General features: G+C 59.9%; 16 protein-coding genes. 10 read left to right on the plus strand and 6 right to left on the minus strand.

Annotated elements, in window-relative coordinates:
- The first annotated feature begins 37 nt into the window (after nt 1–37).
- Nucleotides 38–289, plus strand: a complete 252-nt coding sequence (locus tag ACSSVV_RS10100; RefSeq protein ID WP_011783635.1) for a YheV family putative zinc ribbon protein — start codon at nt 38–40, stop codon at nt 287–289.
- A 58-nt stretch (nt 290–347) separates the two neighbouring features.
- Here ACSSVV_RS10100 and ACSSVV_RS10105 read toward each other — a convergent pair whose 3' ends face one another.
- On the minus strand, nt 348–1,670 hold the full coding sequence (locus ACSSVV_RS10105) for a Na+/H+ antiporter family protein (RefSeq protein ID WP_022992661.1): 1,323 nt from the start codon (nt 1,668–1,670) through the stop codon (nt 348–350).
- Nucleotides 1,671–1,784: 114 nt separating this feature from the next.
- Nucleotides 1,785–2,015: a DUF1653 domain-containing protein gene (locus ACSSVV_RS10110; RefSeq protein WP_011783637.1), complete on the minus strand. Its 231-nt coding sequence runs from the start codon at nt 2,013–2,015 to the stop codon at nt 1,785–1,787.
- A gap of 160 nt (nt 2,016–2,175) precedes the next feature.
- Between ACSSVV_RS10110 and ACSSVV_RS10115 the strand changes: the two genes are divergently transcribed.
- Complete coding sequence (locus tag ACSSVV_RS10115; RefSeq protein ID WP_022992662.1) at nt 2,176–3,972, plus strand: sensor domain-containing diguanylate cyclase; 1,797 nt, start codon at nt 2,176–2,178, stop codon at nt 3,970–3,972.
- Between the two features lie 2 nt (nt 3,973–3,974).
- On the opposite strand, the gene ACSSVV_RS10120 is transcribed toward ACSSVV_RS10115, so the two are convergent.
- The 3 genes from ACSSVV_RS10120 to ACSSVV_RS10130 all read right to left on the minus strand — a co-directional run bounded on the left by ACSSVV_RS10120 (nt 3,975) and on the right by ACSSVV_RS10130 (nt 6,627).
- Nucleotides 3,975–4,361 (minus strand): DoxX family protein, encoded by a 387-nt coding sequence (locus ACSSVV_RS10120; protein WP_022992663.1) that lies wholly within the window; start codon nt 4,359–4,361, stop codon nt 3,975–3,977.
- Nucleotides 4,362–4,441: 80 nt separating this feature from the next.
- Entirely contained in the window at nt 4,442–5,089 is a 648-nt protein-coding gene (locus ACSSVV_RS10125; RefSeq protein ID WP_031211724.1) for a hypothetical protein, read from the minus strand.
- Nucleotides 5,090–5,280: 191 nt separating this feature from the next.
- Entirely contained in the window at nt 5,281–6,627 is a 1,347-nt protein-coding gene (locus tag ACSSVV_RS10130; RefSeq protein WP_022992664.1) for an MATE family efflux transporter, read from the minus strand.
- Nucleotides 6,628–6,815: 188 nt separating this feature from the next.
- Here ACSSVV_RS10130 and coxB point away from each other — a divergent pair, with 188 nt between their 5' ends.
- Genes coxB through ACSSVV_RS10150 form a run of 4 tightly spaced genes read left to right on the plus strand, consistent with a single transcriptional unit; the run spans nt 6,816 to nt 11,089 of the window.
- A complete protein-coding gene (coxB, locus tag ACSSVV_RS10135; protein ID WP_011783642.1) occupies nt 6,816–7,940 on the plus strand; it encodes a cytochrome c oxidase subunit II in 1,125 nt (374 codons plus the stop codon).
- A 57-nt stretch (nt 7,941–7,997) separates the two neighbouring features.
- Nucleotides 7,998–9,581, plus strand: a complete 1,584-nt coding sequence (gene ctaD, locus ACSSVV_RS10140; protein ID WP_022992665.1) for a cytochrome c oxidase subunit I — start codon at nt 7,998–8,000, stop codon at nt 9,579–9,581.
- Nucleotides 9,582–9,594: 13 nt separating this feature from the next.
- On the plus strand, nt 9,595–10,185 hold the full coding sequence (locus ACSSVV_RS10145) for a cytochrome c oxidase assembly protein (protein WP_022992666.1): 591 nt from the start codon (nt 9,595–9,597) through the stop codon (nt 10,183–10,185).
- A gap of 16 nt (nt 10,186–10,201) precedes the next feature.
- Complete coding sequence (locus ACSSVV_RS10150) at nt 10,202–11,089, plus strand: cytochrome c oxidase subunit 3 (RefSeq protein WP_022992667.1); 888 nt, start codon at nt 10,202–10,204, stop codon at nt 11,087–11,089.
- Between the two features lie 11 nt (nt 11,090–11,100).
- On the opposite strand, the gene ACSSVV_RS10155 is transcribed toward ACSSVV_RS10150, so the two are convergent.
- Nucleotides 11,101–11,304: a twin transmembrane helix small protein gene (locus ACSSVV_RS10155; RefSeq protein WP_011783646.1), complete on the minus strand. Its 204-nt coding sequence runs from the start codon at nt 11,302–11,304 to the stop codon at nt 11,101–11,103.
- A gap of 97 nt (nt 11,305–11,401) precedes the next feature.
- Between ACSSVV_RS10155 and ACSSVV_RS10160 the strand changes: the two genes are divergently transcribed.
- The 4 genes from ACSSVV_RS10160 to cyoE are packed head-to-tail and all read left to right on the plus strand — an operon-like array spanning nt 11,402 to nt 14,812.
- A complete protein-coding gene (locus tag ACSSVV_RS10160; RefSeq protein ID WP_022992668.1) occupies nt 11,402–12,151 on the plus strand; it encodes an SURF1 family protein in 750 nt (249 codons plus the stop codon).
- Entirely contained in the window at nt 12,132–12,773 is a 642-nt protein-coding gene (locus ACSSVV_RS10165; RefSeq protein ID WP_011783648.1) for a hypothetical protein, read from the plus strand. Before ACSSVV_RS10160 ends, ACSSVV_RS10165 begins: the two co-directional genes overlap by 20 nt.
- Before the next feature lie 15 nt (nt 12,774–12,788).
- The gene (locus ACSSVV_RS10170) at nt 12,789–13,895 is read left to right on the plus strand and encodes a COX15/CtaA family protein (RefSeq protein ID WP_011783649.1); all 1,107 of its coding nucleotides are present in this window, start codon (nt 12,789–12,791) and stop codon (nt 13,893–13,895) included.
- Nucleotides 13,892–14,812, plus strand: a complete 921-nt coding sequence (cyoE, locus tag ACSSVV_RS10175) for a heme o synthase (protein ID WP_011783650.1) — start codon at nt 13,892–13,894, stop codon at nt 14,810–14,812. The genes ACSSVV_RS10170 and cyoE overlap by 4 nt, the downstream gene beginning before the upstream one ends.
- The last annotated feature ends 6 nt before the right edge of the window (nt 14,813–14,818 follow it).

Consider the following 14,818-nt stretch of genomic DNA (forward strand, 5'->3'; position numbering starts at 1 on the left):
CGTACTGGCCATCGGGTGACTTATCTGGAGTTGAATCATGGCGAGTCCGAAACGCTTTATCGCCGGCGCTGTCTGTCCCCGTTGTGCGGAGATGGACAAGATCATGATGTTTACCGATGACCACGGTGAGCAGGTGCGCGAATGCGTGGCATGCGGGTTTACCGATGCCATGTCCGATCAGGAGCAGCCGGCGGCACCGGAGATCGAGACCCGGGTGAACAAGCGCGACAACAAGGACGATCACACGGTAAAACAGGTGGTGTTCTTCAAGTCCGGTTCAGAAGACTGATCCCCCGGCTTGCCTGGCCGTCTTCGGCCGGCGGCAAACCGAGGGCGTCGCCGGTGCCTCAGAGCACCATGGCGGCCAGCCAGCCGAAGGCCAGCAGTGGCAGGTTGTAGTGCAGGAACGTGGGCACCACGGTGTCCCAGATGTGGTTGTGCTGGCCATCCACATTCAGGCCGGCGGTGGGGCCAAGGGTGGAGTCTGATGCCGGAGAGCCGGCATCGCCCAGAGCACCCGCCGTGCCCACCAGGGCTACGATGGCCAAGGGGCTGAAGCCCAGTTGCAGGGCCAGTGGCACATACAGGGCGGCGATAATGGGGATGGTGGAGAATGATGACCCGATGCCCATGGTAATCAACAGGCCCACCACCAGCATCAGCAATGCTGCCAGCGCCTTGTTCTCGCCTATGGCGGCGACCGAACCTTCCACCAGAGTGGCGATTTCGCCGGTTTCCCGCATGACTTCCGCAAAGCCGTTGGCGGCGATCATGATGAAGCCGATCATGGCCAGCATTTTCATGCCTTCTGTGAACAGGTCGTCGGCTTCTTTCCACTTCACCACGCCAGAGACATTGAAAAGCACGAAGCCGGCCAGGGCGCCCAGGATCATGGAGCCCAGCCAGAGTTGCACCACGAACGCTACGGCAATGGCGACCAGCGCCATCACCAGCGTTCTGGGGCTGTATTTCACATCCACACGCTCGGTCTGTTCGATACGCTTGAGGTCATAGCCTCGACCGCCCCGGTAGCTGAAGAAGACCGCAACCAGCAGGCCAAGGAGCATGCCCAGGGCCGGCAGCGCCATGGCAGACATGACGTTCAGGTTGCTGGCATCAACGCCGTTGTCGGCCACGTTGGCCAGCAGGATTTCGTTCAGATAGATACCGCCAAAGCCTACCGGCAGGAACATATAAGGCGTGATCAGCCCGAAGGTCAGCACGCAGGCCACCAGCCGGCGATCCATGTTCAGTTTCGCCATCACGTACAGCAGTGGCGGCACCACCAGCGGAATGAAGGCGATGTGAATCGGCAGGATATTCTGGGACGACACGGCAATGGCCAGCAGCAGGCCGATGATCATGAACCGGATGCCGGTGGCAGCGCCCCCTTCATCCTGCCGGCCCACCATGGCCAGGGCCTTGTCGGCCAGGGCGTGGGCCAGCCCCGATTTTCCGATGGCGACGGCAAATGCACCCAGGGTGGCATAGGACAAGGCCACGGTGGCACCACCGCCCAGGCCGGTATTGAAGGCATTGATGGTATCTTCAAGGGACATACCCGCCACCAGGCCACCGGATATGGCGCCGATGATCAGGGCAACAACAACGTGAATGCGGCACAGGCTCAGTACGAGCATGATCAGTACCGCGGCAACTACGGCATTCATGGCAAACTCCGGATAGGAATCGAGGGTATACCGGCACCTTTTGGGCGCCGGCAGCACGAAAAGTGCGCTAATGTGCAGGAAATGGCCGCCGCAGTCAAAACGGTTGTGTAACCGTTACTCGTCCTCAACCCGCATGAAACGGGGAACCTGTTCGCCGGCCACATCGACGGTTTCCAGAAACATGGGGAGCGGGCGAACCCATAGACTATGGTCGCCGTACAGGCAGCGATAGACCACCAGCGGCTCTTCGGTTTCGCTGTGGCGGGCCACGCCGATCACGTCGTAGTCCTTGCCTTTGTAGTGCCGGTAGCGGCCGGGCTGAACCGTGTGTCTGCGTTCGGGCATGTCTTCCTCTCTGGTGGTAGCGGGGCTTTACCCCTTAATTTCGTCGGACTTGAGCCGGATATCCGTCTACACTGTTTGTGAAGCACGGTTGGTTATGGTATTTCCCATCAGAACACAACAGTGTAGTTCAAGCACTTCGGGCCGGAAATTACAGACAAGAATGAACGGGCGCATTTCCCGCAGAACAGGCATATTCCTTACCTTGCTGCTGTGCTTGGCCGTCAATGCTGCCCATGCCGAGCCGGTAGCCTTCCAATGGTTGTCGGTACCTCAGGGGGCCAGGGATGTCGAGGCGGTCCGCGCCTTCGGCCCTGACCAGTGGCAGACGGTTCCCGCAGGCCAGACCCTGAACCGGGGATTCAGTGACGACGAATTCTGGTTGCAGGTACGGGTACCGGCGCAACCCGCCAACCGGGTTCTGGAAGTGGGTTATCCCCTGCTCGATGAAGTGTCGGTGTATTGGGAACTGGATGGCCGGATTATCGAATCCCATCACACCGGGGATACCCGGCCGTTCGACAGCCGGCCAATTGTGCACCGCAATTTCGTCTTTCTGGTGCCGTCCAATACCGAGCCGGTCACCGCCTGGATTCGTGTGCAGACCCAGGGCTCGGTTCAGGTTCCCGTCGCGGTAACCCCGTCCGCCGAATTTCTTGCCAACGAGCAGATTTCCTATGGCTGGCAGACCATGTTCCTGGGAATCGTGGTCGCCCTGGCCCTGTATAACCTGTTTCTGTTCCTGATTGTCCGCCACCAGACCTATCTCTGGTATGTGCTGACAGTTGTCTGTTCCGGTGCCGTGCAGCTCAACTTCAATGGCCTGCTGTTCCAGTGGTTCTGGCCTGACGTGCCGTGGATCAACCGTTACTTCACTGTGCCGGTGGTCAGTGCCGCGCTGATTGCGGCCATTGTTTTCACCATGAAATTCCTGTTGGTCAAGAGTTACTCGCGCTGGGGTTATCGGATTCTTCAGGCACTGCTGGCGGTCAACCTGTTGGGTCTGATCTATGGTTTCCTCGGTTCTTACCAGGTGGGCATTATCTGGATAAGCAGTCTGGCTGCGTTCGCGACCCCGGTGGCCTGGCTGATTGGTATCAATGTCTGGCGCAGGGGCCAGATCCTGGGCGGCTTTTATGTACTTGCCTGGACGCCCTTGCTATTGGGGCACCTGGTGCTGGCAGTCAGCAAGCTGGGCTGGATTCCGCGCAGCCCGTTTACCGAACTGGCGCCCCAGGCCGGGGTGGCGGTTGAGGTGATCTTGCTGTCGTTTGCCCTGGCCTACCGGATCAACATGGAACGCCGGCGCCGGCAACAAGCCCAGGAGCATGCCCTGGACATACAGCGCCAGGCCAACCTGACCCTGGAATCCCGGGTTCGGGAACGCACCGAGGAGCTGGAGCAGGCAAACGAGCAGTTGCGGGCCATCAGTCTGACCGATGGCCTGACTCACGTCGCCAACCGGCGCCGGTTTGATGAGAAACTGGAAACCGAGTGGAACCGGGCGTTGCGTCACGAGCATGAACTGAGCCTGATTCTGCTGGATATTGACCACTTCAAGCAGGTGAACGACCGCTTCGGTCATCTGGTGGGGGACGATTGCCTGGTGGCGCTGGCCTCGATTCTGTCCGATGAAGTCCAGCGCTCTGGGGACCTGGTGGCTCGTTACGGCGGTGAGGAGTTCGCCATTCTGCTGCCCACCACGGATGTGGCCGGCGCGCAGCAAGTGGCGGAACGGATGCGGCTGTCGGTCGCCCGAACGCCGGTCAACAGCGGCGAGCATATGTCGCCGGTCAGCCTGACCATCAGTTTGGGTGTGGCGACACTGACCCCCAACCGGCAATCCGATTGTCAGGAACTGATTCGCCGCGCCGATGAGGCGCTCTACGCCGCCAAGTCTGATGGGCGCAACCGGGTGGTGGTCTGGCACCCGAAAGCGGTTGCGCCCACCACCGGCTGACCTCAGTTCTTGAGCTTGTACCGGCCCGGCCCCAGGAAAATCAGCGCCAGTGCGGTGAACAGGAAGAAGCCCTGAAGTTCCAGCGCCCAGCCGCCATTGCTGCTCAGGGTCAACAGCTGATGGCCATGCACCAGGGCGATGGCAACGATCATGTTGAAGACAATGATCAGGGCGCCAATCCGGGTCTGGTATCCGAGAATCACCATCAGCGGTGCAATGACTTCCCCGATATAGACGCCGTAGGCCAGGATCGTGGGCAGGCCATGGCTGGCCAGGTGGCCTTCGATAAAGCCAATGCCATTGAGCAGTTTGGCGATGCCGTGGAACAGCAGTAACCCGCCCAGTGTCAGCCGTACAATCAGTTTTCCAAGATCGGCATTATCCAGCACGTTTGGCCTCCTCAGTGTTGTTCGGGAGGGCAAGAATACTGGTTTTCCGGAGGCAATTCAGTGACGTGTTGTTATTAAACTCAGCACGACGGCCCGAGGGCGAAGCGGATGTGGTTCCGCTCCAGCAGGTTTTCCCAGTACTGTCGCATCCAGTCCCAGGCCTGGTTATTGACCTGGTCGATGAAGGGTTCCAGGTCCAGGTCGTAGTAATCCGGGGTGCCGGCAATCTGGAGTACGGTAACGGTAATGGCATCGTCCAGCTCATTGGCGAAGGGTTCACCAATGAGCTCGTGCACCAACAGGTTGGCCCGGGTGGCTTCCAGGTCAATCAGTTCGCTGGCGCGGGTAGAGCGGTTGTTATCGTGCATTTCTTCCATCAACCGGTGGCACAGGTAAGCGCGTATGAGCAGCCCGTCCAGGCCATCGTAGCGGACCAGCAGTACTGAGGGCTGGGTGAAGTAGCGGGTAGCGGCATCAATGAAGGGTTGGAACAGTTCGGTTATGCCGGCTTCCCGGGCACAGGCGTCAACACATTCCACCAGCCTGGGCGCCATCTCGATGTATTCCACCGCGAACTGGAACAGGGACGTTGCCGGTTGATAGCCATCCACCACCACCGAACCCGGCAGCCGGGCGGCTTTCTCTTTCATCTGGCGTAAGAAGGCGCCGGATCGTGCTTCCTGGCGCCTTGCCTGATCGATGATTTCAAGGACGGCCTGTGGTGTCATTTCAGGAGATGCCGAAGTCTGAACAATGTGAGGTCGCAAGGCGCCTCCCGTTCTATCAAGGAGTAACCGGAGGCAGGAAAGCAGGGGCTGGCTACCGCAACATGCCTGCCGTTTCTGACTAGTGTAGCCAAGATTTGTTGCCTTGCTGCCTGTACTGGCAAATTTAACGGTTACGGTGTGTATAGCTGGCGTCAGCGTGCATCAAACCACCGGCCCTCGCGGGTATAGCGCCAGCACAACCAGCCCATGCTTCCGGCTCGCGCCAGCATCAGCGTAATGAGCGAAAACCAGAGTCCGTGGTTGCCCCACCCGGTGGTCAGCCACCAGACCGGCAGAAACACAGCCAGCGCTGAAAACAGCATGGTGTTCTGCATTTCCCGGGTGCGGGTGGCGCCGATGAACACACCATCAAGCAGAAAACCCCAGACCGAGGCAAATGGCAGCAGCCAGAGCCAGGGCAGGTATTGCCAGGCGGTAGTTCGCACCTCCTCCAGACCGGTCAGCAGGCTGATCAGCCAGCGGCCGCCGAGCACGAACGCAACGGTCAGCAACAACGCGCCCCAGATCGACCAGCGCAGGGCGCTCTGGAAGACCATGCGGAACCGGCGCCTGCTGTTCTGGCCAATGGCCTCACCCACCAAAGCTTCGGCAGCATTGGCGAAACCGTCCAGGGCATTGGAAATCACCAGCAAAAAGGTGATCAGCACGGCGTTGGCGGCCAGGATGATATCGCCCTGCCGGGCACCCTGAGCGGTGAAAAACGCCAGTACCAGCAGCAGGGCAATGGTGCGAACCATGATGTAACGGTTCACCTGCAGAATGGTCAGGTAGTCTGCCAACTGCCCGAACAGCGCGCGGGTCAGTCGCTGGCCTTCGGGCATCCTCCGAAGCACGATGGCAAACCCGATCAGGGCAGCACCGTATTCCGCCATCACGGTGGCCATGGCCACGCCCCGGCTGTTCCAGCCCAGTACCGTAACGAAGAACACGTCCAGCACAATGTTGATGCCGTTGGCGATGATCAGCATCACCATGGGGCCGCGGGGGAACTGGGTACCGATCAGCCAGCCCACCAGGGTGTACTGGCACAGCACCGCGGGCGCACTCCAGATACGGATAGCCGCGTATTCTGCGGCCAGAGCGGCCACCTCAGGGCTGGGATTCATCAGCTCCAGACCGATCCGGATCAACGGTTGGTGAAACAGGATCAGTAACAGCCCGATGCCGATGGCCAGCAGGATTGAGCGCAATAGCAGCGCGACCTGGGCAAAGGCATCCTGTTTACCCCAGGCCTGCGCCGCCAGACCGGTGGTGCCCATGCGCATGAAGCCGAAGGTCCAGTACAGAATGCTGAACAGGTTGGCGCCCACTGCGACCGCGCCCAGGTATTCCGGACTGTGCAGATGGCCGAGCACGGCGGTGTCCACCAGGCCCAACAGGGGCACGGTGAGATTGGTCAGCATCAGTGGCCAGGCCAGTGCCCACAGGCGTCGATCAATGATGCCGGGCGCACGCTGCTTATTCTTTATGCTTCTCAAAACTCTGCACTTATCTTATTTGAATTTAAGGATTTTTTAGTCTTTTTTTGATCTGTGTCTATACTCAATTTTGATGTATCCATAAGCAGGCTTTCACTCGGGGATTTCCGACGGTTGCGAGTGCCATCGGTAAATTTCGGAGGGATGACGCAAAATCCGACAAGAATAACACTCTGTGGAGACACAGTATGCGCGTGCATGCCAAGCGGGCAGTAGCCCTAGCCGCTGGTCTGTTGTCACCGGCTGTGGTCGTGGCCGACTGGACCATGAACATGACGCCCGGTGTAACCGGCACCAGTAATCAGATTTTCAGCCTTCACATGACCATTCTCTGGATCTGCGTCGCCATCGGTGTGGTGGTGTTCGGGGTCATGTTCTGGTCTATTTTCGCCCATCGCAAATCCCAGGGCGCGAAACCGGCCAATTTCCATGAGAACACGGTGGTCGAAATTCTCTGGACCATCATTCCGTTCGCCATTCTCGTGGCCATGGCCATTCCCGCCACGGCAACGCTGGTGGAGATGTACGACACCACCGAATCCGAAGTGGATATCAAGGTTACCGGCTATCAGTGGCGCTGGCAGTATGAGTATATCAATGAAGATTTTGGTTACTTCTCCAGCCTGTCTACACCCCGGGACCAGATCGAGAACCGCCAGGCCAAGGGTGAAAACTACCTCCTGGAAGTGGACAACCCGCTGGTGATTCCAGTCGGCAAGAAAGTGCGTTTTCTGTTGACCGCCAATGACGTAATCCACTCCTGGTGGGTGCCGGAGTTTGGCGTGAAGAAAGATGCCATCCCCGGTTTTATCAATGAAACCTGGACCCGGGTGGATGAGCCGGGAATTTACCGTGGCCAGTGCACCGAGCTGTGTGGCAAGGACCACGGCTTCATGCCGGTGGTGGTCGAGGCGGTGCCGGAAGAGGAATACAACGCCTGGGTGGCGGAGCAGCGCGAGGCAGCCGAGAAAGAACGCCAGCTGACCCAGAAAGACTGGACTCTGGAAGAATTGATGGCGCGTGGTGAGAAGGCTTATGCCACAGCCTGTGCGGCCTGCCACCAGGCGGATGGCAGCGGGGCCCCCCCGGCGTTCCCCGCGCTCAAGGGTAGCCCGATTGCGACCGGAGATATGACGGCTCACATCGACATTGTGGTGAACGGCAAGTCCGGGACGGCGATGCAGGCGTTCGGCAACCAGCTGAGCGAAGTGGACCTGGCTGCGGTGATTACCTATGAGCGTAATGCCTGGGGTAACAACACCGGCGATATGGTCACGCCCAAGGAAATTTTTGATTACAAGAACCAGCAGTAATCAACGCCAGATAACAACAATCACCAGCCACATCAGAAGGCGGTAACGGGGGTTTTCATGAGTGCGGTTGCAGATACCCACAGCCAGGAACATCACCACGGCCCGGCCAAAGGCATCAGCCGCTGGCTGCTGACCACAAACCACAAAGACATCGGGTCCATGTACCTGATGTTCAGTTTTGCCATGTTCCTGCTCGGCGGCAGCATGGCCATGGTCATCCGGGCCGAACTGTTCCAGCCCGGCCTGCAGATTGTGCAGCCGGAGTTCTTCAACCAGATGACCACCATGCACGGTCTGATCATGGTGTTCGGGGCGGTCATGCCGGCTTTTGTCGGGTTAGCCAACTGGATGCTGCCCTTGATGATCGGCGCGCCGGACATGGCACTGCCGCGCATGAATAACTGGAGTTTCTGGCTGCTGCCCTGCGCCTTCCTGATTCTGGTCTCCACCCTGTTCATGCAGGGCGGCGCCCCCAACTTCGGCTGGACCTTCTACGCGCCGCTTTCCACCACCTATGGGCCACCCAGCACCACGTTCTTCATCTTCGCGGTGCACATCATGGGGGTGTCCTCAATCATGGGCGCCATCAATGTCATTGCCACCATTCTCAACATGCGGGCGCCGGGCATGACCCTGATGAAAATGCCCCTGTTTGTCTGGACCTGGCTGATCACCGCGTTCCTGTTGATTGCGGTCATGCCGGTGCTGGCCGGCGTGGTGACCATGATGCTGATGGACATCAACTTCGGTACCAGTTTCTTTGATGCCTCCGGTGGTGGCGATCCGGTGCTGTTCCAGCATGTGTTCTGGTTCTTCGGGCATCCGGAGGTTTATATCATGATCCTGCCGGCGTTCGGGGCCATCTCCCACATTGTTGCGGCCTTCTCCCGCAAGCCGCTGTTTGGCTATGCCTCCATGGTGTATGCGGTGGGTGCCATTGCCCTGTTGTCGTTCGTGGTCTGGGCGCACCATATGTTTACCGTGGGTATTCCACTGGCCGGGCAGTTGTTCTTCATGTACGCCACCATGCTGATTGCCGTGCCCACCGGGGTGAAGGTGTTCAACTGGGTCACCACCATGTTCCGGGGCTCCCTGAGTTTCGAGGCGCCCATGCTGTTCGCCGTGGCCTTTATCATTCTGTTCACTATCGGTGGTTTCTCCGGGCTGATGCTGGCCATCGCGCCTGCGGACTTCCAGTACCACGATACCTACTTTGTGGTCGCGCATTTCCATTATGTGCTGGTGCCCGGTGCCATCTTCGGCATCTTCGCTTCGGCCTACTTCTGGCTGCCCAAGTGGACCGGCCACATGTACGACGAAACCCTGGCCAAGACCCACTTCTGGCTGTCGTTCATCGGCATGAACCTGGCTTTCTTCCCCATGCACTTCCTGGGGCTGGCGGGCATGCCCCGGCGGATTCCGGACTACGCGCTGCAGTTTGCTGACTTCAACATGGTATCGAGCATCGGGGCCTTTATGTTCGGCGTCAGTCAGTTGCTGTTCCTGTTCATCGTGGTGAAGTGTGTGCGAGGGGGCGAGAAGGCCGCCGCCAAACCCTGGGATGGTGCTGAAGGGCTGGAATGGACGGTGCCCTCACCGGCGCCCTATCACGCTTTCTCGACACCGCCGGAAGTGAAATAACCGGGAGGTCGCCATGGCAGAGCCACAACACGGCAAACGCAGCAACGGTCGGGTGATTGCCTGGTGCATGGCCGGCGTGGTCGGTATGTTCGCCTTCGGCTTTGCCCTGGTGCCCTTGTACGACGTGTTCTGCGAAATCACCGGTATCAATGGCAAGACCGGCGGCCGGTACGAAGCGCAGGTCACCAACCAGGTGGATGCCAACCGCACCGTGACGGTCCAGTTCCTGGCCAGTAATGGCCCGGGCATGTCCTGGGAATTCCGGCCGGTGACCCGCAGCATCAAGGTGCATCCCGGTGAGCCGGTGACCGTCAATTTCTACGCCGAAAATGGCAGCGACCAGGCCATGGTGGGACAGGCAGTTCCCAGCCTGTCCCCGGCTGAGGGCACCCTGTACTTCCACAAGACCGAGTGTTTCTGTTTCAACCAGCAGCCCCTGGAAGCCGGCGAAAGCACAGAAATGCCTCTGGTGTTTATCGTGGATCCGGAACTGCCGGAACACATCACCAAGCTGACACTGTCCTACACCCTTTACGACCAGAGCCAGAAGGCCGAGGTATCGGGTGCCGCCGGGGCAGCAAAAACAACCAACAATAACGGCTAAGCCATCGGAGACAGCTATGGCGGATCACCAGACCTACTACGTTCCCGAACAGAGCAAGTGGCCCATTGTCGCCACCGTTGGCCTGGGGGTCACCCTGTATGGCGCGGCAGCCATCATGGTGAACGGCAACCAGGGTGAAAGCACCACCGGTTCCTGGATCATGTTCTGGATTGGCGCGCTGATCATGGCGTACATGCTGTTCGGCTGGTTCGGCAGCGTCATCCGCGAGAGCCGGGCCGGATTGTACAGCGACCAGATGGATCGTTCTTTCCGCTGGGGTATGAGCTGGTTCATTTTCTCGGAAGTCATGTTTTTTGCGGCGTTCTTCGGTGCGCTCTTCTACGTTCGGATGTTCGTGGTGCCCTGGCTGGGGGGCGAGGGTGATAAAGGCAGTAGCAACATGCTGTGGGAAGGCTTTCAGGCCAGTTGGCCTCTGGTCAGCAACCCCAACCCAGAGGCCTACCCGGGCCCGAAGGAAGTGATCGGGCCCTGGGGCTTGCCGCTGATCAACACCATCCTGCTGGTAACCTCGTCGTTCACGGTGACCATTGCCCACCATGCCCTGAAAGCGGGTAACCGGGCCAAGGTGAAGCTGTGGCTGGGAGCCACCATTGCGCTGGCGGTGGTGTTCATGTTCGTTCAGGGCTACGAGTACATGCACGCCTATCAGGACCTGGACCTGACCCTGAAGTCCGGCATCTATGGCAGCATGTTCTTTATGTTAACGGGTTTCCACGGGGCCCACGTGATGCTGGGTACTTTGATGCTCGCCATCATGCTGGTCCGGATCATCAAGGGCCATTTCACCGCCGACAATCATTTCGGCTTTGAAGCGGCAGCCTGGTACTGGCATTTTGTGGATGTGGTCTGGCTGGGCCTGTTTGTGTTCGTGTATGTGCTCTGAGGCAGATGAAGTCAGGGCGTCGGGTTCAGGGTGAGATCGCCGGTCCAGAGCGCGATCAGCACCACGGCCAGTAATAGCACGCTGAGCGAGACTCGCACCGCCAGTGAGTTCACCACACGGTTGGTTTTACCGCCGTCCCGAATCAGGAAAAACAGCCCGCTGAACAGGCTGATAATGACGGCGAACAGCAGTACGACAATGGCAAGTTTTAACATGAGGAATCCGGTTGTATCAGGTCCGCAGCCTGTTGAGCATTCTGGTGCCGGGAACAACGCCCCGGTTCGTTACCTCACTATAGCAGAGCGGCGCTAAGTGGGTTCCACCTCCCGCCGCTGGCAGTTCGACTGGCGCCTGCTGGTCTTCAGCGGTGTCTTTCTGCCTCTGCTGATCAGTCTGGGTGTCTGGCAGCTGAACCGCGCCGCGGAAAAAACCAGTCGGCTGGAGACCTGGAATTCAGAAAGCGCCGGGTGGGACTGGCAGGATGTGGCGGCTGCAGATGGGTGGCAGGAGGGCCAACCGGTCACCCTGACCGGTTGGTACCGGGAGCAGACTTGGTTGCTGGACAATCGGACCCGGGACGGCCGCGCCGGTTACGAAGTGTTGACGCTTTTTGAGCCGCTCTCAGGCCCTTTGGTGGTGGTCAACCGGGGCTGGGTACCGGCACCGGCCAGCCGTGAACAACTGCCGGAAGTGCAGACGCCTGAGCCTCTGTTTACCCTTCAGGGCCGGCTGGCGGCCTATCCGGAACCTCCGGTACTGGGGGCGCAGGAGCCCGATACACCCGGCTGGCCGAGACGGGTCCAGGCGTTGCCTGAGAGCCGTGTCCGGGCGTTGGGTAAGACGCCGGCCCCGATGATTGTTCACCTTGCCGACAGCCAGCAGCCGGGTGCATACCGGGCGGACCGGGCGCCGGATGTGATGGGCCCGCAGACGCACTACGGATACGCCGCCCAATGGTTTGCACTAGCGGTAGCACTGACTATATTGACTCTGGTGGCGAGTTATAAAAAAGACAGCGAAAGACCCAAGGCAGGAGCCGACAATGACAACGACAACGGCTGACTCTCTCTCTCATTCTGATGGCCCGAGCCCGGCTCAGGTCAGGCGGGGCCGGCGCACCGCCATGTTGCTCTTTGCGGTGGGGTTCGGCCCCATGCTGGTGGCGACGGTCATGTTTTACACCGGCTGGCTTAACCCGACCGGTCAGAGCAATCAGGGGCAGTTGGTGCAACCGCCGGTGCCGGTGGCAGAGCTGAATCTGCAAACCGCTGCGGGGAACCCCCTGCAGGCACGCTTTGGTGTTGATGTCGCCGACCCGAAATGGCTGATGCTGGTGGCCTCGGAGCGTTGCGCGGAAGACTGCGAGCAGCTGCTGTATCTGGCTCGCCAGGTTAACGTTGCGCTTGGCAAGAACGCGCCGCGTGTTGGTCGTGCCGCCTATCTGGGCACGGTACCGGCGGATCTGGAGCGGCGCTGGTCCGATGAGTACCAGTTGATGGAGCGCCTGCAACCGGCCGCTGGCAAGACACCGGCATGGCCCGCCGGGATCAACCCGGAGCAGCAACCGAGAATCCTGCTGGTCGACCCGTTTGGCAATGTGATGATGCACTATGGCAGGGAACATACCGGCAAACAGCTGCTGAAAGATCTGAAGCACCTGCTGAAACTGTCACAGATTGGCTAACGGGAGGCCTGCGGTATGACGGCGATGTCTCCGGAGCAATCCCGGGCAATAGCAAAGAAACTGGCGTTCTGGGCTACCCTGGCCTGTTTGCTGGCAGTGGTGGTGATCATGCTCGGTGCCTGGACACGGCTGGTTCATGCCGGCCTGGGATGCCCGGACTGGCCTGGCTGTTATGGTTTTCTGACCGTGCCCCAGGATGAAACCCGCATCGCCATTGCCAATGCCCGTTTCCCGGAGACCCCGGTGGATGTCTCCAAGGGCTGGCCGGAAATGATTCATCGCTACGCCGCCGGTACCCTGGGACTACTGGTATTCGGGCTGGCCATTGCCTCGGTGCGCAAGCGCAGAGCGGGGCTTCCGGTCAAACTGCCGCTGTTCATTGCCGGCTTTATCGTGTTGCAGGCCGCGTTCGGCATGTGGACGGTTACCCTCAAGCTCTGGCCCCAGGTGGTGGCCCTGCATCTGCTGGGCGGATTTACCACCCTGAGCCTGTTGTTGTTGCTGACCCTGCGGCTCCGGCGGCGGGCACGGGAAAGTGAGGCGCCGCGACCGGCGATGGCGGCATCCCTGGCAAGACTCCGACCCTGGCTGTATGGCGGTTTGCTGCTGGTCATTGCCCAGATTGCCCTGGGGGCCTGGACGGCAGCCAACTACGCCGCCGTTGCCTGTACCGATTTGCCTACCTGTCAGGGTCAGTGGTGGCCCGAGGGCATGGATTTTCAGCATGGATTTGATATCACCCAACATGTTGGTCCCAACTATCTGGGCGGCCAGCTGACCAGCGATGGCCGGGTTGCTATTCACGTCAGCCATCGCCTGGGCGCAGTCCTTGTGTTGGGTTATCTGGCCATATTGCTGGGGCTGCTGTGGCGCCAGCGCGCCCAGAGCGGTCTCGACAGGGCTATCGCTCTGGTGGGCGGTGCCCTGGTGCTCCAGTTCTGTCTGGGGCTGACCAACGTCTGGCTGCACATTCCCCTGATCATTGCCGTTGCCCATAACGCCATGGGCGCTGGCCTGTTACTGTCGATGGTGCACCTGATCTGGCGGCATCATCAGCTGGCCCTGCCAGCACTATCCCCCGCACCTCACACAACAACCATAAACCGGGAGGTTACGGCATGAGCGAGCAAGTGAAGGCGCTGCCGATCCAGAATCCAACGCATGCGAGCACTATTTCCTGGCGCGATTACCTGGAACTGACCAAGCCCCGGGTAGTGGCATTGATGATTCTTACCTCGGTGATCGGCATGCTGCTGGCAGCACCAGGCGTTCCCGAATGGAGCGTGCTGCTGTTCGGCAACCTGGGAATCGCCCTGCTGGCCGGCGCGGCTGCGGTGGTGAACCACGTGGTGGATCAGAAGATTGATACCGTGATGGCCCGCACTCGCAAACGTCCGGTGGCGACTGGCCGGATTGCGCCGCTGGACGCCCTGCTGTTTGCTACCGTGCTGGCGGCCCTGGGTATGGTCGTGCTGGTGTGGCAGGTGAACGAGCTGACCGCCTGGCTGACGCTGGCGTCCCTGGTGGGTTACGCCGGTGTTTACACCCTGTTTCTGAAACGGGCGACGCCACAGAACATTGTCATCGGCGGGCTGGCCGGTGCCATGCCGCCACTGCTGGGCTGGACCGCGGTCACTGGCCAGGTGGAAGGCCACGCGCTGTTGCTGGTGCTGATCATCTTCGCCTGGACGCCACCGCATTTCTGGGCTCTGGCCATCCACCGCAAGGAGGAATACGCCAAGGCTGGTATTCCCATGCTGCCGGTGACCCACGGCAATCGTTACACCGAACTGCATATTCTGCTCTATACCCTGATGCTGCTGGCCGTCAGCCTGCTACCGTTTGTCACAGGCATGTCCGGCGGTATTTACCTGGTGGGCGCCCTGGCGCTAGGCTTGAGGTTCCTGCAATATGCGGTTCGCCTGCTGCGCGGCGACGACCGGCGGGTAGCGCTGAACACCTTCAAATATTCCATCACCTATCTGATGGCGTTGTTTGTGGTGTTGCTGGTAGATCATTTTGTGTTTGTCCCGGCCTGACTGGCC

This window comes from Marinobacter sp. MBR-105 (genome assembly GCF_053628895.1).